Genomic DNA, 20,284 nt, shown 5'->3' on the forward strand with positions numbered 1-20,284 from the left:
ATGCAAACCACCTTGAGCGATGCCGCCAAACGCCTGGCCCGCGCCGAAGAAGCCGAAAGCATCCTGCGCACCTGCGTGCACTGCGGCTTCTGCAATGCCACCTGCCCGACCTACCAACTGCTCGGCGACGAGCTGGACGGCCCGCGCGGACGCATCTACCTGATCAAGCAGGTGCTCGAAGGCCACCCCGCCAGTGCCAAGACCCAACTGCACCTGGACCGTTGCCTGTCGTGCCGCAACTGCGAAACCACCTGCCCGTCCGGCGTCGATTACCACAACCTGCTGGATATCGGCCGCGCCGTGGTCGATCAGGCCGTGCCTCGCCCGCCCCTGCAACGGGCCTTGCGCCGTGGGCTGCGCAACCTGGCCAGCCACCCGGCGGCCTTCAAGCGCCTGGTGCAGCTGGGACGCAGCGTCGACAGCCTGCTGCCGGCACCGCTCAAGGCCAAGCTGCCGCGCTCGGTGCCCCGCGCGCAACCCCGTCCACAGCCCCGCCATGCCCGGCGCGTACTGCTGCTCGAAGGCTGCGTGCAACCGACCCTGTCACCCAACACCAACGCCGCCACGGCGCGGGTGCTCGATCGCCTGGGCATCAGCGTCACCGCGGCGCCCCAGGCCGGCTGCTGCGGTGCTGTCGACTATCACCTGGATGCACAAGCCAGCGGCCTTGAGCGCGCCCGGCGCAACATCGACGCCTGGTGGCCGGCCATCGAGGCCGGTGCCGAAGCCATCGTGCAGACGGCCAGCGGTTGTGGCGCCTTCGTCAAGGAGTACGCCAAGCTGCTGCAGGGCGATGCGCAGTACGCCGCCAAAGCCCGGCGGGTCAGCGAACTGGCCAGGGACCTGGTCGAGGTCATCAGCGTCGAGCCCCTGGAACCACTGGCCTGCCACAGCGGCCAGCTGCTGGCGGTGCATTGCCCGTGCACCTTGCAGCATGCGCAGAAGCTTGGCGGCAGCGTCGAAGCCCTGCTCAAGCGCCTGGGATTCAACCTCAGCAACGTGCCCGACGGCCACCTGTGCTGCGGCTCGGCCGGCACCTATTCGCTGACCCAGCCGACGTTGGCCAGGCAGTTGCGCGACAACAGGCTCGATGCCCTGGAAAGCGGCCAGCCGGACCTGATCGTCACTGCCAACATCGGCTGCCAGACCCACCTCGACGGCGCCGGACGCACGCCGGTGCGCCACTGGATCGAGCTGCTGGACGAGGCGCTAGCGAAGTCGCCAACCCTGGCATAAGCTCAATCGGGCAACCCCTGTTCGACAACCCGAGGACTCGTCATGCGTCAGCTTCTACTGGTCTCATTGCTCGTCGTAAGCCCGGCCGTTCTGGCCAAGACCGAATGCAGCACCGCCGACAAGGTGCAATGGCAAGACCAGAACAACTTCCAGGAAGAACTGAAAAAACAGGGCTACGAGATCAAGAAGTTCAAGGTCACCGATGGCAACTGCTACGAGATCTACGGCAAGAACAAGGACGGTAAAAAAGTCGAGATCTACTTCGATCCGGTCACCGGTAAAAAGGTGAAGGAAGAGATCGACTGAAGTGAGCGGCGATAGCCTGCGCCTCTGGGACCCGGTGGTGCGCCTGTGCCACTGGTCGCTGGTGGTGGTGTTTGTCGGCGGTTATTTTCTCACCGAAGAAGGCGACGGCTGGCACCGCTGGCTGGGCTATTACGGCCTGGCGATCGTGCTGCTACGTAGCGTATGGGGCTTTGTCGGCACCCCGGCGGCGCGCTGGGCGGACTTCTGGCCGACGCCAACGCGACTGCAGTGGCACCTGCAGGCGTTGTACCGCGGCGAAAACTGCCACCGCCTCGGGCATTCGCCGTTGGGCGCACTGGTGATGGTACTGATGTTGCTGCTGATGGCCGGCCTTGGCGTCAGCGGTTTCATGATGGAAGAGATCTATTACTTCTGGGGTGAAGACGGCCTGCGCGATATCCATGAGTTGATGGCCGACGCCCTGCTGGCGCTGGTGTGCCTGCACATTGCGGCGGCGCTGTTCGAGAGCTGGCGGCTGAAGGAGAACCTGCCGCTGTCGATGCTCACCGGCCGGCGGCGCCAGCGTTGAAACGGGGCAACGCAGCCGCTGCTGCATTGCCCCGGCACTGGCGTCAGAAGCGGTAGTTGGTGCTCAGCTCGAGGGTCCGGGGCGCCCCGGGGGTGATCAGGTCCACCGAGCCGTGGGCCGAGGCGTAGTAGTCGCGGTCAAAGACGTTACGCAGGCGCAGGGCCATGTCCCACTTCGGCTGGTTGTACAGCAGTGCAGCGTCCACGGTGGTGTAGGACGGCATCACCACGACGTTATCCAGCGCGGTATAGCGCTCGTCCACATAGTTGGCGCCCATGCCCACACGCCAGTGTTCGGTCAACGAGCGCACCAGCCACAGGTTGGCGCTGGTGCGCGGGGTCAGGGTCGGGGTCTGGCCTTCGTTGGCCACGCCGTTGGTGCGGCTGGTGGACTTGGTGATTTCGGCATCGAGGAAGGCAAAGCCGCCGTAGACCTGCCACTTGTCCGTCAGTTGCCCGCTCAGCGTCGCTTCGAAACCGTCGGTACGTTGCTCACCCGCCAGCACCAGCTGCGCCGGGTTGGCCGGGTCGGTGGTTTTCATGTTGGTGCGTTCCAGGCGGAACAAGGCCGCAGTCAGTGCCAGGCGGCTGTCGAGCAAGTCCCACTTGGCGCCGATTTCGTAGTTGGTGGTCTCTTCCGGTTCCAGGCCCTGGTTGCCGGCACTGAGGGCGAACACTTCCGACGAAGGTTGGTAGGAGCGGCTGACCGACACGTAATAGGACTGGATCGCGTCCGGCTGGTAGACCAGGCCGATGCGCGGGCTCCAGGTGGTGTCGGTACGCGACAGGTCGGTGCGGGTCAGGTCGTCGGCGTACTCCTGGTCAAACACGTCGTAACGCACCCCGAGCAGGGCCTTCCACTGCGGCGCCAGCTCAATCAGGTCCTGTACGTAGAAACCTGCGGTGTCCTGGGTGGTGGTGCCCTTGGCGGTCTGGCGGTTGGCCTGGAACGGCACATCGACCAGGCCGTCGCGGAACACCGGCACCTGGGCCACGTTGTTCTGGCTGAACACACTCTGGTCCTTGACCTGACGGCCGAGCTCCACGCCGTACAACAGGTTGTGGTTCATGCCGGCCAGCACGGCCTGCTGCTTGAGCTCGGTCTGGTTGAACCAGCCGTCTTCGGTGCGTTGCACGTTGCCGCGATTGAGCTTGACCAGCAGTTCACCATTGGCAGCGGTGACGAAGCGGGTCGGGCTGGAATCAGCCAAGGTGTTGTTGCGGTCCAGGTCGTAGTGGTAGTAGCGGCTGGTGTTGCTCAGGGTGAAGCTGTCATTGATCCGGTAGTCGACGCCGGCGCTGAAGGAAAACACCTCGCTGCGGGCGTAATCGTCATCCGGGTCGGCGGCGCCGAAGCGCTTGTCGCGATCGACATCGACCGGGCGCTTGCCCAGGGCCGGGATGCCGAAGTCGATCAGGCGCTTGTCGTACAGGTAGGTGGCGCCCAGGTTCAGCTCCAAGTCATCGGACAGCTTGAAGTAGGCCGAGGGTGCCAGGGCCTTGCGGTCGATGTAGCCATCGTCGCGGAAGGTGTCGCTGTCTTCCAGGGCGCCGGTCAGGCGAAACGCCTTGTCACCCTGCTGCTGGTCGGCCCAGCCGGTGTCGAACTGGGTACGGCGCTTGCCCTCGCTGTCGAAGCTGACCCCCACTTCCTGCACCGGGTTGAAGGTGGGCTTCTTGCTCACGCTGTTGATCAGGCCGCCGGAGGAGCCACGGCCATAGAGCACGGCCGCCGGGCCCTTGACCACCTCGACCCGCTCGACATTGGACAGATCGCGGTAATACAGGGCGTCGTCGCGCATGCCATCGACATACATGTCGCCAATGGCACTGAAACCGCGAATCGTCACCTGGTCGCGCTGGCCGTCACCGTTGGACAGGCCGATACCCGGCACGTTCTTCAGCACATCCTCCATCGATTGCGCGCCCTGATCCTTGATCACGCTTTGCGGCACGACGTTGACGGTTTGCGGAATATCGCGCAGTGGCGCGTCGATTTTCAGCGCACTGCGGCTTTCACTGGCCTTGTAGCTTTGTTCTTCATAGTTGCTGTTGACCGAGGTTGCCGGAATAGCCAGGGTTTCAGCGTGCAGCGCTGGAACGACCAGGACACCGAGCACGGAGAGAGAAGCCGGGTGAATGCGCGAAAGAGCCACCATGCGTTCCTTTTTTTGTAAAGATTGTAAAGGGGCGCAAATGGTAACGATTTGTAATTGCGAATTAAATACTATTACGATTTAAATATTTTGACGTCACGCACAAAAAAGCCAGGCTGCGGTTCTTGACTGCAGCCTGGCTTGTTGTCGAGCGCGTGGCGGCGATCAATGCATGTGCTGGTGGCCCGACATGGCTTCAGCATTCAGCGCCCGCACCGGCGCCTTCACTTCAATGCTCTGCTTGACGCCCTTGGCATCCTCGACCACCAGGGTCAGCGGCACCTGCTCGCCTTCCTTGAGCTGCTGGTTCAGGTCCATGAGCATCACGTGATAACCGTTAGGGTCGAGGCTCACTGCCTTGCCTGCCGGCAGCGGCACACTGTCGACCTCGCCCATTTTCATCACGTCATTTTCCATGGTCATCTGGTGCACCTGCACGGTCCTGGCCACCGGCGAGGCTACGCTGAGCAGCTTGCTGTCAGTGCTGGCAGTGAGGATCATGAAGGCACCGCTGGACTTCTGGTGTGGCACGGTGGCCCGCGCCCAGGCGTCGCTGACGGTGGTTTCAGCCATGGCCGGCAAGGCCAGGCCGATCAGGGCCAGCGCGGCCAGGGTACGTTTGACAGGGTTGCGAAGCATTAACACACCTCCATGACAGTGAGCAGGTCTTCTGCGCACTCTTTTGCATTGAGCGAATGGGACAGGCCCAGGCGCAGCTGGCCGCGGGAATCGAAGACGTAGCTGGTCGAGGTGTGCGAGATGGTATAGGTATCGCCGGCTGGCACCTTCTCGTAGAACACCCCGAACTCCCGGGCTGCCGCCGCGGTTTCTTCAAGGGTGCCGGACAACGCCACGAACGACGGGTCGAACGCCTTGACGTAGGCGTCGAGCACCTCGGGGGTATCGCGCTCGGGGTCGAGGCTGATGAACACCACCTGCAAGAAGCCGGCGTCGCGGCCCATCAGCTTCTTGATCTGCGCCGCGCGCGCCAGGGTGGTCGGGCACACCGCCGGGCACTGGGTGAAACCGAAGAACACCATCGGCATCGAACCCCAGAAACTCGACAGGGTTCGGACGTTGCCTTGGGTATCCTTGAGCTTGAACGAACGGCCGAGGATCTTGTTGCTCATGTCCTTGCCGTACTTGAAGTCCAGCGCGCCTCCGGAACGGGGGTCGCAACCTGCAAGGGCGCCGAGGCCCAGCAGGCTGATCCCGGCAACAACCTGGCGCCGGGTCAGTAAATCAGTCATGTAACCATCCTTTTGGGAAGGTGCCAGCCCCTGGATAGAGGGCATGTCGAGAAACCTTCGCATTTTGTCATGGCGGTGGACGCAGGTTCCAGCGCGCAGCGACCCGTACGTCTGTATCCCAGTATTTACGGGGTGCGGCCTGTTGTCGCAGGCAGTGACAAGAAACATCCGGCAACGTCTACGGTAATAGTGATGCATCCCGTCCCGCCCATCATTCGTGGAGCCCTCCCCATGCTCAGCAAAGCCGTACTGACCCAACAGGAAGTCGCGCAACTGCTTGCCGCCGCCCGCGCCGAAGCCCAGGCCAACCAGTGGGCGGTGAGCATCGCCGTGGTCGATGACGGCGGCCACCCGCTGGCCCTGGAACGCCTGGACGGCTGCCCGCCGATCAGCGCCTACATCGCCCAGGAAAAGGCCCGCACCGCAGCCCTCGGGCGCAAGGAAAGCAAGGTCTATGAAGACATCGTCAACGGCGGGCGCACGGCCTTTCTCTCGGTGCCTGTGCTCAACGCCACCCTGGAAGGCGGCGTACCGCTGCTGGTCGATGGCCAGGTGATCGGCGCGGTCGGCGTCTCCGGGGTCAAGTCCGAGCAGGATGCGCAGGTGGCCAAGGTGGCGATCGCCGCACTGCTGGCCCAGTTGGCCGGCTAAACACTGACAAACTCGAACTGGGTGTATTGCACCCCTTCGGGCGTCTCAATGGTTTGCGCATGTGCCCCCGCCGGCAAGACCCTTGGCCAGAAGCGCAGGCCGGCGAGGTTGTCCGCCAGTACCGATAGCTCCCACGGGCCACGGTGCAAATCGAACAGCCCCTGCGCCGCAGCATGGCCGACCCCTGCCAGGCGATAGGCACTGACGACATAGAACTCGGCCAGTTCGTACACCGCGCGCTCTGGCTGCTGGCGAACCAGGGCAAACCCTGCTATTTCGTCCTCAACCAGCAGCAGGTAGGCAAATCGCCCTGGCTCCTGCCAGTAGAGCGGTAAATAAGGGTAGTCCCCGTCGACACCGAGTTCGCGCAAATACTCCGGAAGCATCGCCTCAAAGTGTTGTTTTTCACGCTCAAGTGCAGGTTTGATCTGAACCTTCATGCCGTTAATTTCCTACATCAGTCACAAAACGGTACACATCCTGCTTGCTGCGACGCGGCGCATCCTATGATGCGCCTTTCGTAACGACACATAAGGAAAAGTGCCGTGTTCAAACCGTTAGCAGTCGCTGTAAGCCTGGGTTGTGCAATGTTGTCATCCGGCGCCAGCGCCTACGAATATGGCGAGTATGCCGGTCAGACCCTGGACCGTCTGATCAACGACTACCCCGGGCGTTACCGGGGTACCGCCAGTTTCGAAGGTGCTACCGCCCTGATGCAAGCGCAACTGGGCTACGGCTACCAGACCCGTCGCCAGGACTTCACCTGGGCCGGCAACCGCAGCTCGCAGAACGTCATCGCTTCAGCCCCGGGCCAGAACAGCACCTACGTGGTGCTCGGCGCCCACTACGACACCTACTTCGGCCGCCCCACCCTGCAAGGCCTGGACGACAATGCCTCGGGCGCTGCGGTACTCACCGAGATCGCCCGCAACCTCGGCGGCGTGGCCCTGGAGAACGGCCTGGAAGTGGTCGGTTTTGGTGCCGAGGAAGAAGGCCTGCGCGGTTCGCGTGCCTACGTCGCCTCGTTGAGCGACAGCCAGCGCGCCAACCTGCTGGGCATGATCAACCTCGACAGCCTGATCACCGGCGACAAGATGTACGCCCACGCCGCCAGCAACAGCGTTGCCAACCCGGCCCTGGGTGCCTACCGCGACCAGCTGTTGCGCATCGCCCAGGAGATGAACATCCCGCTGTTCACCAACCCTGGCCTCAACCCCGCGTACCCGGCCGGCACCGGCTGCTGCAGCGACGGTGAAAGTTTCAAGGACCTCAACGTGCCGGTGCTGTTCATCGAAGCGACCAACTGGGAGCTGGGCGAGCTGGACGGCTACGAGCAGACCGACAACCCAGCGATCCCCGGCGGCTCGACCTGGCACGACCCGGCCGAAGACAACCAACAGGTGCTGACCAACGCCTTCGGCCAGCAGCGCATCGACCAGCGCTTGAGCGACTTCTCGCGGCTGCTGACCCGCCTGGTGCTGGAGCTGACCAACGCCGACCTGCTCGCCGCCACTGCTTCCGGCGGGGCCATGGCCCGGCAGATGGAAGACCAGCTGCAACGTCAGCACCAGGCCCTGACCCGCCTGCATGACCGCCGATGGCTGAGCCTGCTGGACGCCTCACGGGCGGTCGGCAGTTTTGACGGTGAGGTGGGTGTGGAAGGCGAGGTTTCGCCTGACAGCGGCTTCGATGCGCCGGGCAATCCGGAGTCGAAACGCGTGGGGGTCTATGGTGTCGGGGACTACCGCCTCAACGAAGCCCTCACCGTCGGCGCCAGCCTGAGCTTCCAGCGCAGCCGCGATTCCCTCGACCATGGCGGGCGCATCGAAGGCGACGCCTGGCAGGCCGGGCTGTTCGCCCTGCTCAACGATGGCGGCCCGCAATGGCTGGCCGGCGAGCTGAGTGCCGGGCATACCCGCTTTGATAGCAAGCGTTCGGTGTACATCCAGGCCAGCAACGGCCCGGTGCTGCTCGACCAGCGCCTGAGCGGCGACACCTCGGCGTGGTTCTGGGGCGCGCGGGTGGACGGCGGTTACGACTTCAGCTTCGGCGCCTTGAAGACCGGCCCGGTCGCGGGCCTGGACTACATGCACTACCGCATCGACGACTTCCACGAAGACGAAAGCCTGCGCACCGCCCTGGGCTACGAGAAGCAGAACTACGACGCCCTCGAAGCCAGCCTCGGCTGGCGCCTGCATGGCAGCGTCGGCCTGGGCGCGAACATGGCCCTGCAGCCCTACGCCAGCGTGCGCTGGGTCCGCGAACTGGCCGATGGCCGCCTGGATGAGATCGACCTGACCAGCAATGCCGACGGCCGCGTGCGGGTGGCGGACATGGGCAGTGTCGACAAGGACTTTGGCCGCGCGCAGTTGGGTGCGCAGTTGATGTTCACCGAGCAACTGGGGGTGTTTGCCGAAGTCAACAGCCGCTTTGCCCACAGCGAGGGCAATCAGGCCGGCTACTCGCTGGGCGTGCAATGGCAGTTTTAACCCTGTAGGAGCGGGCTTGCCCCGCGATAGCGGTCTGTCAGTCATATCGCAATCGCGGGGCAAGCCCGCTCCTACAGGAATAAAAGGATATAAAAATAACTAAACAATCTAACTATTTGGAATAAAAAAATTGAAGGGCCTGGCCGGGCTCCTTATATTTTCGGGCATGCCTTGCCCTTGAATCCCAGGAGTCCGCCCATGTCGCACACGCCCCATTCCCCCCTGCGTCGCCTGCTCACCGGCGGCCTGTTTGCCGCCTTCGCCGCGCTGCTGCTGCCCGGCCCGCTGGCCCATGCCGAACCGAGCAAAACCCTGCGCATCGGCTACCAGAAGTTCAACAGCATCAACATCCTCAAAGGCAGCGGCGCCCTGGAAAAAGCCCTGGCACCGCAAGGGGTGAACGTCAGCTGGTACGAATTCGCCGCCGGCCCACAACTGCTCGAAGCCTTGAGCACCGGCGCCATCGACCTTGGTCATGCCGCCGATGCGCCGTCGGTGTTTGCCCAGGCCGCCGGCAAGCCGGTGGTGTACCTGGCTGCCGAGCAGCCCTACCCCAAAGGCATCGGCCTGGTGGTGCGCGAGCAGGACCACATCGCCAACGTCGCCGCCCTCAAGGGCCAGCGCGTGGCCACCGGACGCGGCTGGAACGCCCAGTACCTGCTGGCCGTGGCCCTGCAGGACGCCGGCCTGAGCTACAAGGACATCACCCCGGCCTACGTCAACAATGCCGCCGACGCCGTGGCCGCACTGCAGTCGGGTAGCGTCCAGGCCGTTACCCTCTGGGACCCCTTCCTCGCCGCCGCGGAAAAACAGCCGGGCCTGAAGAACCTGCGCGACGGCAGCGGGATGTCCAATAACCGCACCTTCTACCTGTCGTCGGCGGCCTTTGCCGACGACAACCGCGCGCTGTTGAAAACCTTCTTCAGCGAATTGGCCAAGGTCAGCAGCTGGGCCAACCAGCAGCCCGACGAAGTCGCCGCCCTGCTGGCGCCGCAACTGGGTATCGGCGCCGACGTGTTGCAGGTAGCCAGCGAGCGCCGCAACTACAACGCCGTGGCCATCGACGCGAAGATCACCGCCGAACAGCAGAAGCTCGCCGACACCTTCCAGGGCCTGGGCCTGATCCCCAAGCCGCTGAACGTGGCTGACGCGGTCTACCCGGTGTCGGTCCTGCCCTGAGTGCAGCCCATGTCCAGCCAGATCTGACGCCAGGCACTATGCTCTGAACATTTGCCCGGTAATGGAACCGTTCATGAGCCTTCGCTTTGCTCTCTGTGCGTTGCTGGCCGTCAGCACCTGCGCCAGCGCGGCCGAACCCTGGCATCTGGTGCAGGACGACGACGGCATTCAGGTCTACCTCAGCGACGTGCCGGGCTCCCGGTACCAGCAGTTTCGCGGCGTCGCGCTGATCAAGGCCAGCGTGCCCACCCTCAGCGACCTGCAGGAGAACCTGCGGGTCGCCTGCAAATGGCTGTACGGCTGCGCCGACATGCGCCTGCTCAAGGTCGATGGCGACAGCACCTGGGTCTACCTGACCACTGCCCTGCCCTGGCCGGCCAGCACCCGGGACATGGTGATCCAGGTGCAGAGCGAGCGCCGCGACGACGGCAGCCTGGTGCGTCGTCTCAAGGCCGTGCCCGGCATGGTCAAGCATGTACCGGGGCAGATCCGCGTGCGCCAGCTCAAGGGCCTGTGGACCTTCGTGCCCAAGGGCGAACAGCTCACCGAAGTGACCTACGAACTACAGGCCGACCCGGCCGGGGACATCCCCTCGTGGCTGGCCAACCAGTTCGTCCTCGATGCACCTGTCATCTCCTTGCGCACCTTGCGTGCAGTGGCTGAACGCCAGGGCGGCGCAGCGCCCTGAGCAGGGCCTGCATGGATTTTGTCGTCCACGGCTTGTTGCCGGGCCAGGGCCGAGCCTTAGCCTCGAAGCCGTGTGCCATAACGACAAAAAATGGAGTTGCCATGCCCTGCCTACCCCTGCACCCGCGTACGCGCCTGGCCAGCCTGATTGCTGCCGCCTGCCTGAGCCAGACCCTGCATGCCGCCCAGGCACCGGTTGGTGCCAGCGAACAGACCCGCAGCAGCAATGCCGCCGTGCTGACGCAACTGCCCTTCAGCGACCGCGCCGATTACGAAGCAGTCACCCGCGGCCTGATCGCGCCGTTCGACGGCCAGGTCAGCGATGCCGCCGGCAAACCGGTGTGGAACCTTGAGGGCTATAAATTCCTCGCCGCGCAAGACCGCCCCGACAGCGTCAACCCCAGCCTCTGGCGCCTGGCCCAGCTCAACGCCCACGCTGGCTTGTTCGAAGTAGCGCCGCGGCTGTACCAGGTGCGTGGCCTGGACCTGGCCAACATGACCCTCATCGAAGGCGACGACGGGCTGATCATCATCGACCCGCTGACCACCGCCGAAACCGCCCGCGCCGCGCTGCAGCTGTACTACCAGAACCGCCCGCGCAAACCGGTGGTGGCGGTGATCTACAGCCACAGCCATACCGATCATTTTGGCGGCGTGCGCGGGGTGATCGACGAGGCCGACGTCAAGGCCGGCAAGGTCAAGGTGTTCGCCCCCAGCGGCTTCATGGAACACGTGATGAGCGAGAACGTCTACGCCGGCAACGCCATGAGCCGTCGCGCCCAGTACCAGTTCGGTCTGTACCTGCCGCGCGGCGCCCAGGGCCAGGTCGACACCGGGATCGGCAAGGCGTTGGCCACCGGCGGCAGCATCACCCTGATCGAGCCCAGCGACCTGATCAGCAAGCCGTACGAGACCCGCACCGTGGCGGGCATCGAGCTTGAATTCCAATTGACCCCTGGCACCGAAGCACCGGCGGAAATGAACCTGTACCTGCCGCAGTTCAAGGCCCTGGGCATTGCCGAAAACGCCTCGCAGACCATGCACAATATCCTCACCCCGCGCGGCGCCCAGGTGCGCGATGCCAAGGCCTGGTCACAGTACCTGGACGCCAGCCTGACGCGTTACGGCGACAAGACCGAAGTGCTCTTCGGCCAGCACAACTGGCCGACCTGGGGCGCTGAACAGGTGCGCACGCTGATCGCCGACCAGCGCGACATGTATGCCTTCCTCAACGACCGCACCCTGCACCTGCTCAACCAGGGCCTGACGCCGATGGAGATCGCGCAGAACATGCAGACCCTACCCGGGGAGCTGGCGAAGAAGTGGTACACCCGTGGCTACTACGGCTCGCTGAGCCACAACGCGCGGGCGGTGTACCAGCGCTACATGGGCTTTTACGACGGCAACCCGGCCAACCTCAACCCGTTGCCGCCGGTCGAGAGCGCCCAGCACTATGTCGAGGCCATGGGCGGTGGCGAGGCGGTGCTGGCCAAGGTGCGTGCGGCAATGGACAAGGGTGAGTATCGCTGGGCGGTGCAACTGGGCAACCAGCTGCTGTTTGCCCAGCCGGACAATGCCCGGGCACGTAGCGTGCAGGCTGAGGCGATGGAACAGCTGGGTTACCAGAGCGAGAACGCCACCTGGCGCAACATGTACCTGACCGGTGCCATGGAGTTGCGCAATGGTGTGCCGAGCCAGGCGGGCAGTTCGGTGTCGGTGGACATGGTGCGGGCGCTGACTGCGGACATGTTCTTCGACTACATGGCGGTGCGGGTCGATGTCGACAAGGCGGTGGGCCATGACCTGAACCTGAACTGGAGCTTCACCGAGCCGGATCAGGCCTTCAACCTGACCTTGCGTAACGGCGTGCTGACCCATCGTGCGGGTTTGAACCCCAAGGCTGATGCGAGCTTGAGCATGAACAAGGCGACGCTTGAGCAGATCAGCCTCAAGCAGCTGGACTTCCCGACGGCGATGCAGAAGGGCTTGATCAAGGTCGAAGGCAACGGCAAGAAAATCGCCGAGTTGCTGGGCACCCTCGACAGCTTCAGCCCGCAGTTCAATATCGTCACGCCTTGAGGGCCTCATCGCGGGTCAAGCCCGCTCCTACAATGGATCGGTGTACACCGGACCTGTGGGAGCAACTGTCTTGATCAGGCTGTTTGCTCTCGCCAAGGGGTATTGTCCCGCAGCATTGCATTCAGCCTGACGATCAGCACCCGCATGCAAGCTACGAGTGCCACCTTGGCGCACTTGCCACGTGCCCGAAGTGCTTCGTAGCGTGCTTTAAATTCTGTGTTGTGACGGATGATGATCCAGCTCGACATGTACAGCACTCGCCTTACATGGGCCCGACCACCCCATATCTGGCGGTGCCCTCGATGGCTACCACTATCGTTGTTGTAAGGCGCTACGCCCACCAGAGCGGCGATCTGACGGCGGTCCAACTGCCCCAGTTCAGGCAGTGAGGCGAGCAGATTTGCGGCGGTTACTCGACCGATTCCGGTCACTGCCAATAACTGACGCGCCCTGGTATCGTCCAGTTGCACCATCGCCTGATCAATTTCTTCGTCGAGGCGTTTGATCAGCACTTTCAGCTGCTCTATATGCTCATCGAAGTGGGCCATCACTGTCGCCGAGCGACATTGCTGGCGACGCCGCTTGTCGTCATCACGGCTCTGCACAAATTGGGCGCGCTGCTTCACCAGCTCTCGCAGCTCTTCGCGTTCAGGGCTGACCGGTTGGCCTTGAGGGGCGCTGAGGTGTGCAGCGAAGTCCGCAAGGACTTCGGCGTCGATCTTGTCGGTTTTGGCTTTTTTACCCATGGCATCGGCGAATTTTCGGGCACGGGCTGGGTTGATGCAGATGGTTTCCAGTCCTGCTGAGGCCAGGGCGATCAACACATCTTTCTCGTAGCCGCCTGTCGCTTCGATCAGCACTCGACTGATATTGAAGTCCTTCAGACGCTCAAGCAACGCCTCGAAGCCTGCGGAGTTGTTGGCCACTTCGAAGCGGATTTTCTGAGGTTTGATGCAGATTTCCAAAGTGGCTTTGGCAGTGTCGATTCCAACAGAAGACAACATGGCTGAACCCTCTTACACTCAGTTGTGAGAGCGCTCTGGCTTGGCCCACGCTTGTGATTCGAGAGGCGCTCAATCAACTGTTCGGGCTCGGGCCAGAGTGGAGAGGTGAATGGCAGCTTTGCTCCCACACGTGCTTTAAGCACTACTGGCGTACAGCTTGCCATTCACCGCTCTCACTTCTGATTCTATTCCTACCTCAAGACACAAGCCGGCCTTGCCGGCGATCGAGCCCGCAGGGGTCGCAATCCTGCCAGCACCTGATGTGCTGGCTGGACTGGCCTCATCGCTGGCAAGCCAGCTCCCACAGTGGATCTGTGTACGCCGGACCTGTGGGAGCCGGACTTGCCGGCGATCAAGCGCGCAGCGGTCGCAATCCTGCCAGCACCTGATGTGCTGACTGGACTGGCCTCATCGCTGGCAAGCCAGCTCCCACAGTGGATCTGTGTACGCCGGCCTTGCCGGCGATCGAGCCCGCAGGGGTCGTAACCCAGGCAACACTGATGTGCTGGCTGGACTGGCCTCATCGCTGGCAAGCCAGCTCCCACAGTGGATCTGTGTACGCCGGACCTGTGGGAGCCGGCCTTGCCGGCGATCGAGCCCGAAGGGCTCGTGCTTCACTTGGCCCAGCGACGCAATTCCGAAGGCGTGTAGTCATCGGTCTTGGCGGTAAACCCCACCCGCATCGGCGCCTTCTCTTCGTTGCTCAAGCCACCCGCGTAGTACCGCCCCGAAATCAGGTCGTACGAGGTTTCCAGCACGTTGTAGGTAAAGTCATGATCATAGTGCTGGATCGCATGCAGTTCGGAACTGCGCCACAACTCGCCACGGCTGTCGTACTGGTCCACCTGGGCGATCTGCCAGCTGTCTTCGTCCACATAAAACCGGCGCTTGCTGTAGATATGCCGCGCCCCCGGTTTGAGCGTGGCTTCAACCACCCACACCCGATGCTTCTCATAACGGGTATACGCCGGGTTGATGTGGTTGGGCTTGACCAGTTCATCGAGTTTCAATGAACGACTGCCCAGGCAATAACTGTTGTAGGGAATGTACAGCTCCTGCTTGCCGATCAGCTTCCAGTCAAAACGGTCCGGCGCACCATTGAAACCATCGATGTTGTCGGCCGTGATCAGGCCGTTGCTGTAGCGCGCACTGTTGTCATACGCCAGCATCGGCGCGCGACGCACCCGGCGTTGCGCCGGCAGGTACTGCCAGGCGGCACGCGGCTCGACCACCTGGTCAACCGGCTCATGCACCAGCACGGTCTCGCCCGCCAGGCGCGCCGGCTCCAGCACCCGGCTCTTGAACATGAACAGCACGTTGGCATTGGGCTCAAGCCCCGTCACCGCTTCGGCGAAACTCACCAGCGACTGCGCGCGGATATAGCTGACCGCACCGTTCTCACGTACCAGGGCAATACTGCTGAAGCGCTCGTAGCTGCCGCCACGCCAACGGGTCATGTGGTTCCACATCACTTCCATGCCTTCGGTCGGCAGCGGGAACGGAATCCCACGGGCGTAATCATGCAAGCCGTTGCCGCCGTCGGCCAGGGTGGTCTTGCCGGCGTTGGTGCGGCTATCGGCGAGGATCGGCGCCGGCAAACGGGCGCTGCGGTGGCTGGGGTACACCGGCATCTGGTAGCTGTCCGGGTAGCGCTTGAACATCGCCAGCTGGCCGGGGCTCAGCGCCGCCTGGTACTGCCCGAGGTTCTGCGCGGTAATGGTGAACAGCGGCTTTTCACTGGCGAACGGGTCACTGTAGCCGCCGTTGCCATCCAGGCTGCCGGCCGCTTTGTCGAGGCCGCCGGTCCAGGCCGGGATGCTGCCGTCGGCATTGCCGGCGCGCTCCGAGCCCATCGGCGTGAGCGTCTTGTCCATGAGGCCAAGGTCGTTGCTCTTGGCCTGGGCCAGGGCGCTGACGCAGGTCAGGGCTAACAACAGGGGATGAATACGCATTTTTATTGTTCTCCTTAGAAATCGACCTTGAAGCTGACCGAGGCAAAATCGCGGTCATCGAGGGTGCTGTAGTCGTTGGAACCGAAGAAGCTGTTGTAGGCCAGTTCTACGCTGTAGTCGTTGAGGTAGTTGGCGGTAAGACTCAGCCCCAGGGCCTGCTGGCCTTCCTGGAATGGCCCGAGCGGGTCGTAGGAATAGCCCTCGACGTCATGCCGCCAGTTGACCGCCGGGATCAGGTTGACCCCCGGCAGCACATCGCTGTATTCAAGGCTGGCGCGCAGGCGATAACCCCAGGACCAATCGGTGGCAAAGCCCTTGTCGGTGCAGTAGCGGTTGGTCACTCCGGAGGCAACGGTGTTGCACGCGCTGCCATTGCGCGGCGCGCTGCGGCCAAAGGCGGCATTACGGCCCAGGCGCTCATCACCGAGGCCGTCGATGTGCACCACGCCGACTTCACCGAACAGGCTCAGGCGGGTGGCACCCAGCACGTTGTCGATGGCCTGGGTTGCCGAGGTGGTCACTTGCCACACGCCTTTTCGCTCCCAGCCATCGAAGCGATCACCTGCGCGATTGTTGAAGCCCTCGGGCAGTGCTACCCACGCGTTGCCGGCAGCACCGGAGACCACCGCCGTGGTGACATCCGGGGCGTTGAAACTCAGCGGCATGTTGGGCCGATAGCTGAGCTCGGCCGCCAGCGACACCCCGCTGCTGGGCTCGACACCGTTGATGCTCAGCCCGTACAGGCGGATGTTCTCGGGGAAGGCCGCAGCATACGAAGGCCCCTGTCCGCCCCCGGGGAAATTCCCCGGCAGCGCGGTGTTGCGCGCATCGAGGGTCAGGTACGGCAGGCGCGAGTGGTAGTTGATGAAGTACAACGCCGCCTCGGCGTCGTTGAGCGCCGGCAACAGCTGGCGCAGGGCGAAACCGAACTGGCCGTTGTCGGACGGCGACTCGTTGCCCCGTGAACTGGCATACAAGCCGTTGGCCTGCATCTGCGGGTCGGTGAGCACCTGGCCCAGGTACAACGGCCCGCAGCCTGGCTGAATCACATCGCTTGTGGCAAAGAAGGTGCCGCAACCGTCCAGCACGCTGGCGCGCCAGTTGTACTGGTAGAAGCCTTCGAAGTTGAGGGTGTCGGACACACCGAAGCTGAACGAAAGCATCTCCACCGGCAGCTGGCCTTCCTTGATCTCGACCCCGGGGCGGTTGAAGGCGGTGATGTCCAGCGGGTTGATGACGTTGATGCCGTTCTGGATCAGCAGCGCCTCACCCCACGACAGCACCTGCTTGCCGAGCTTGAAGCTGAGCGGATGGCCGGCCAGCTCGACGTCCTTCCACAGGTAGGCGTCGAGCACTTCCAGGCCCTGGAATTTGGCCAGGTCATCCCAGCCACTGTCGTCGAAATCCTTGAAGCGGCCGTCGCGGGTTTCATAGGCATGGTCGTACCAGTATTTCAAGCGCACAAAGGCGCCCTGCCCCTGGCCGTCGAGACTGAAATCGCTCAGGCCCTTGACGGTCTGCGAGATCGGGTCGCCTTTCTTGAAGTTAAGCCGGTTGTCGTCGGCGCTGACCCCGCTGCCATCGGCATGCACGCCTTGGGCCTGCAGGGCATTGGCGCGGGTCATCAGGTGTTTGTCGGGGCTTTGGGTCGACCAGCTGCTGCCCAGGCTCAGGGTGCTGCGGGTGGTGAAGCTCCAGTCTTCATTGAGATCAAAACTGCTGGCCTGGGCAGGCACGGCGAAGGAGGCCAGCGCCGCCAGTAGCCAGGGAGACGGCGTTGAGCTTGTTGTTGTCATTATCGAGCTCCATGAGGATTAAGCTCGATCAAGATGCCCAAGCGCCCGCCGCCAGGCGCAAGCGGCGCACGACAAAAAACGATCATCCGCGCGCTATGAAAAGTCCCCCTAGGCCGGCTGCAATGCGCTCAGGCGAAACTGCTTGGGGGTGACGCCAAACTGCTTGCGAAAGGCGCGGATGAAGTTGCTCGGCTGACGGTAACCGAGGCGCTCGGCAATCCGCTCGATGGGCTGGTCACCGGCGGCCAGCCAGTGCCGCGCCAGTTGCAGGCTGTCTTCGCGCGCCTCGCTCATGCCTGCGCCTTGCCACTGGCGCAGCATGCTCTGATGGAGGAAGGCATTGGCACCGGGCAGGTCCAGCTCGAGGGCGCCTGGCGCCAGTTGCAGGCTCGGCCATTGAGCGCTGACCACCGCCACCCCCCAGGCCTGCAACCAGCGCCCGGCCGCCTGCTGCGGCAACACGCTGACCTGGGTGAACATCTGGGCCGGCGTGCGCCCGGCACGCCTGGCGATGTTGCGCACCAGGCTCAGCACCGCAGCATCGAGCATGTAGTAATGCGGTTGATGCTGATAGCGACGCATGTGCAGCTGTGCACCTTCCAGGCTGACCAGCACACAGTTGGTCACCAGCGGCAGGTAGCGGATAAAGCAGGCAAGGCTGTCGCGCACGCTGGCGGCCGAATCGAGCAGTATGTTCAGCCCCTGCAGCGAATGGGTGGCCATGCCCGGCACCAGCTCACAGCCGAACTCGCGCCCGGCACCGGCGAGCTCACATTCGAGCAGCAACTGCTCGACCTGCATGGCCGGGATCTGGCCGTGCCCGTGCAACTGCGCGGGCGTGAGCCCGGCACGCTGCAACAGCACATCCACAGGCAGGCCGCAGCCCTGGGCGTGAGCGACCAGGGTGCGGGTCAAGGCGGCGCAAACAAAAGGCGAAGCAAGCATGGCACGTCACGCAAAATGATCAGGCCATGAGTTATGCCAGCCGCTACACTATCGATCAAATGCATAAAAAGTATCTGCTGCATGCAAGGGGCGCATGATGGACCTTCGACAACTTCGCCACTTCGTGGCCCTGGCCGATTACCGTGGCTTCGTGCGCGCCGCCGATGCCGTCAACCTCAGCCAGCCCGCGTTCAGCCGCAGCATCCAGACCCTGGAACGCGATCTGGATTGTGCCCTGGTCGAGCGCGGCAGCCGCGAATTCCGCCTCACCGGCCAGGGCCAACTGGTGCTGCAGCACGCCCGGCGCCTGCTGGCCAGCAGCCAGAGCCTGCACAACGAGCTGCTGCAGTACAACGGCCTGGAAGGCGGCGAGCTGAGTTTCGGCAGCGGCCCCTACCCGGCCCAGTTGCTGGTGCCCGAGGCGCTGGCGCAGTTCATCCACGACCACCCGCTGGTGCGCGCACGTTTTCATCAGGGTGACTGGGAGCAACTGGGCAGTTGGCTCAAGGAGCAGCAGATCGAGTTTCTGGTCGCCGACTCGCGCTACTTCAAGGACGACCCGCGCTATCAGGTGCAGGCCCTGCGGCCCCGGCGCGGGCGCTTCTTCTGCCGCGCCGGGCACCCGCTGGCAGGGCGTGGCCCGCTGCAGCTCAGCGCCCTGCTCGATTACCCGATTGCCGGCACGCGGATCCCGCCGATGATCCGCAAGATCCTCGCCCGCGCCCAGGGCACCCAGGACTTTGTCACCAGCGTCGAGTGCGCGCAGTTCGATGCCATACGTCGGGTGGTGATGCGCTCGGACGCCATCGGCCTGGCCACCGCCGAAGCCCTGCACGAGCGGGTCGATGCCGGTGAAATCCGCTTGTTGAGCTTTGCCGACCTGGATGCCGACGACCCTGATCTACAGTTGCAGTACGGCATTGTCAGCCGCGCCGGCGACAGCCTGACACCGGCAGCGCAGGCAATGATCGAAGCCATTTTCAAGGTGGATCAACAGCTGCAGGTGAACCCGTCATGACCCTCGTGCCGCCCAACGCGTTCTACGCCCCGACCCTGCTGCCGGCCATCGAAGAGCTGCAGGGCCGCGGGGTATCCCTGGAACTGATCGAGGCCGTGTTCCGCCGCAGCCTGTTCGAGATGCGTACACCGTTCCTGCGTGTGCCGCTGGTGCTGTCGCGGCGCTTCTGGACCCTGGCCCTGAGCGAGAGCAGCGACCCGTTTGTCGGCCTGACTGCCGGCAGGCGGTTCGTCTCCACCGCGACCAATGGCCTGACTTACCTGTTCGATGCCGCCGCCTCGCTGGACAGCGCCTGCGCCTACTTCGTCGAATACTTCCCGTTTTTCAACGGTCATTTTCGCGCCCGCATCGAGCGCAGTGATGGCCAGGTCAGCCTGTGCCTGGAGGATTGCGGCAGCCTCAAGGCCACTGCACCCATCACCGACTACATGCTCACCAGCCTCTGCAGCCTGCTGCGCCGCAAGCTGCTGGCCAGCGGTCTGGAGCATGACCCGATCCTGGCCATTGAACTGGCCCACCCGGCGCCGGCCGACATCAGCGTGCACCCCCACGCCTGGCGCGCGCCGGTGAGCTGGGGTCACGTTGAACATGGCATCCGCCTTGACCCAAAGCTGTTCGAGCAAGCGCTGACCCCCGGCAATCAGGCACTGGAACTGATGCTGGTGGAACTGCTGCAACAGACCCAACGCAACAGCCAGCCAACGCTGCTGGAGCTGGCCAGCGATCACCTGGCCGTGAACCTTGCCGACAGCAACCGCTGGCCGGCCTTCTGCAGCCGCCAGCACCTGCTCGAACGCACCGCGGCCCGGCGCCTGAAGGCACTGGGCTGGAGTTATTCCGAGCTGCTGGATGAGTACCGCCGCTACCGCGCGGAAGACCTGCTGCAGGTCAGCGAACTGGAGCTGGTACAGATTGCCGATCAACTCGGCTACAGCGACGTGCAGAGTTTTCACCGCGCCTGCCTGCGCTGGTTTGCCTGCGCGCCCGGGGCCTACCGCGGGCGCTGAC

At 63.7% G+C, this 20,284-nt stretch carries 18 protein-coding genes; 10 read left to right on the forward strand and 8 right to left on the reverse strand.

What is annotated here, in order from left to right; all coding sequences use genetic code 11:
* The 3 genes from glcF to LOY45_RS16740 are packed head-to-tail and all read left to right on the forward strand — an operon-like array spanning position 1 to position 2,071.
* Positions 1-1,236, forward strand: a complete 1,236-nt coding sequence (gene glcF / locus LOY45_RS16730; RefSeq protein WP_258578048.1) for a glycolate oxidase subunit GlcF — start codon at positions 1-3, stop codon at positions 1,234-1,236.
* A 42-nt stretch (positions 1,237-1,278) separates the two neighbouring features.
* Positions 1,279-1,542 carry a PepSY domain-containing protein gene (locus LOY45_RS16735; protein ID WP_115087537.1) on the forward strand — a complete coding sequence of 88 codons (264 nt, stop codon included), beginning with the start codon at positions 1,279-1,281 and terminating at the stop codon, positions 1,540-1,542.
* 1 nt (position 1,543) lies between these two features.
* Entirely contained in the window at positions 1,544-2,071 is a 528-nt protein-coding gene (locus LOY45_RS16740) for a cytochrome b/b6 domain-containing protein (protein WP_258578049.1), read from the forward strand.
* A 43-nt stretch (positions 2,072-2,114) separates the two neighbouring features.
* Here the strand turns inward: LOY45_RS16740 and LOY45_RS16745 are convergent, their stop codons facing one another.
* From LOY45_RS16745 to LOY45_RS16755, 3 genes are all read right to left on the reverse strand, one after another.
* Complete coding sequence (locus tag LOY45_RS16745) at positions 2,115-4,229, reverse strand: TonB-dependent receptor (RefSeq protein WP_258578050.1); 2,115 nt, start codon at positions 4,227-4,229, stop codon at positions 2,115-2,117.
* Positions 4,230-4,391: 162 nt separating this feature from the next.
* Positions 4,392-4,865: a copper chaperone PCu(A)C gene (locus LOY45_RS16750; protein WP_115087534.1), complete on the reverse strand. Its 474-nt coding sequence runs from the start codon at positions 4,863-4,865 to the stop codon at positions 4,392-4,394.
* Entirely contained in the window at positions 4,865-5,476 is a 612-nt protein-coding gene (locus tag LOY45_RS16755; protein WP_036996237.1) for an SCO family protein, read from the reverse strand. Before LOY45_RS16755 ends, LOY45_RS16750 begins: the two co-directional genes overlap by 1 nt.
* Positions 5,477-5,707: 231 nt before the next feature.
* Between LOY45_RS16755 and LOY45_RS16760 the strand changes: the two genes are divergently transcribed.
* Positions 5,708-6,127: a heme-binding protein gene (locus LOY45_RS16760; protein WP_115087533.1), complete on the forward strand. Its 420-nt coding sequence runs from the start codon at positions 5,708-5,710 to the stop codon at positions 6,125-6,127.
* Here the strand turns inward: LOY45_RS16760 and LOY45_RS16765 are convergent.
* Positions 6,124-6,567, reverse strand: coding sequence for a GNAT family N-acetyltransferase (locus tag LOY45_RS16765; protein ID WP_258578051.1), 444 nt, complete (start codon positions 6,565-6,567; stop codon positions 6,124-6,126). The genes LOY45_RS16760 and LOY45_RS16765 overlap by 4 nt on opposite strands.
* A gap of 105 nt (positions 6,568-6,672) precedes the next feature.
* Here LOY45_RS16765 and LOY45_RS16770 point away from each other — a divergent pair, with 105 nt between their 5' ends.
* The 4 genes from LOY45_RS16770 (at position 6,673) to LOY45_RS16785 (ending at position 12,561) form a co-directional block, all read left to right on the forward strand.
* The gene (locus LOY45_RS16770) at positions 6,673-8,616 is read left to right on the forward strand and encodes an autotransporter outer membrane beta-barrel domain-containing protein (RefSeq protein WP_115087531.1); all 1,944 of its coding nucleotides are present in this window, start codon (positions 6,673-6,675) and stop codon (positions 8,614-8,616) included.
* A gap of 198 nt (positions 8,617-8,814) precedes the next feature.
* Positions 8,815-9,795: an aliphatic sulfonate ABC transporter substrate-binding protein gene (locus LOY45_RS16775; RefSeq protein ID WP_258578052.1), complete on the forward strand. Its 981-nt coding sequence runs from the start codon at positions 8,815-8,817 to the stop codon at positions 9,793-9,795.
* A gap of 73 nt (positions 9,796-9,868) precedes the next feature.
* Positions 9,869-10,483: an START domain-containing protein gene (locus tag LOY45_RS16780; protein WP_233673762.1), complete on the forward strand. Its 615-nt coding sequence runs from the start codon at positions 9,869-9,871 to the stop codon at positions 10,481-10,483.
* A 101-nt stretch (positions 10,484-10,584) separates the two neighbouring features.
* Complete coding sequence (locus LOY45_RS16785) at positions 10,585-12,561, forward strand: alkyl/aryl-sulfatase (RefSeq protein ID WP_258578053.1); 1,977 nt, start codon at positions 10,585-10,587, stop codon at positions 12,559-12,561.
* Positions 12,562-12,635: 74 nt separating this feature from the next.
* Here the strand turns inward: LOY45_RS16785 and LOY45_RS16790 are convergent, their stop codons facing one another.
* The 4 genes from LOY45_RS16790 to LOY45_RS16805 form a co-directional block, all read right to left on the reverse strand.
* Entirely contained in the window at positions 12,636-13,565 is a 930-nt protein-coding gene (locus LOY45_RS16790) for an IS110 family RNA-guided transposase (protein WP_115085006.1), read from the reverse strand.
* 614 nt (positions 13,566-14,179) lie between these two features.
* Positions 14,180-15,517, reverse strand: a complete 1,338-nt coding sequence (locus tag LOY45_RS16795; protein WP_258578054.1) for a DUF1329 domain-containing protein — start codon at positions 15,515-15,517, stop codon at positions 14,180-14,182.
* Positions 15,518-15,531: 14 nt separating this feature from the next.
* The gene (locus LOY45_RS16800) at positions 15,532-17,313 is read right to left on the reverse strand and encodes a DUF1302 domain-containing protein (protein ID WP_258578055.1); all 1,782 of its coding nucleotides are present in this window, start codon (positions 17,311-17,313) and stop codon (positions 15,532-15,534) included.
* A gap of 108 nt (positions 17,314-17,421) precedes the next feature.
* Complete coding sequence (locus LOY45_RS16805; protein WP_258578056.1) at positions 17,422-18,258, reverse strand: AraC family transcriptional regulator; 837 nt, start codon at positions 18,256-18,258, stop codon at positions 17,422-17,424.
* A gap of 97 nt (positions 18,259-18,355) precedes the next feature.
* On the opposite strand from LOY45_RS16805, the gene LOY45_RS16810 reads away from it, so the two are divergent.
* Complete coding sequence (locus LOY45_RS16810; protein ID WP_258578057.1) at positions 18,356-19,276, forward strand: LysR family transcriptional regulator; 921 nt, start codon at positions 18,356-18,358, stop codon at positions 19,274-19,276.
* Positions 19,273-20,283 carry an AraC family transcriptional regulator gene (locus LOY45_RS16815; RefSeq protein WP_258578058.1) on the forward strand — a complete coding sequence of 337 codons (1,011 nt, stop codon included), beginning with the start codon at positions 19,273-19,275 and terminating at the stop codon, positions 20,281-20,283. Before LOY45_RS16810 ends, LOY45_RS16815 begins: the two co-directional genes overlap by 4 nt.
* Position 20,284 lies beyond the last annotated feature (1 nt).

Source organism: Pseudomonas wadenswilerensis, assembly GCF_024749185.1.
Lineage (GTDB): Bacteria > Pseudomonadota > Gammaproteobacteria > Pseudomonadales > Pseudomonadaceae > Aquipseudomonas > Aquipseudomonas wadenswilerensis.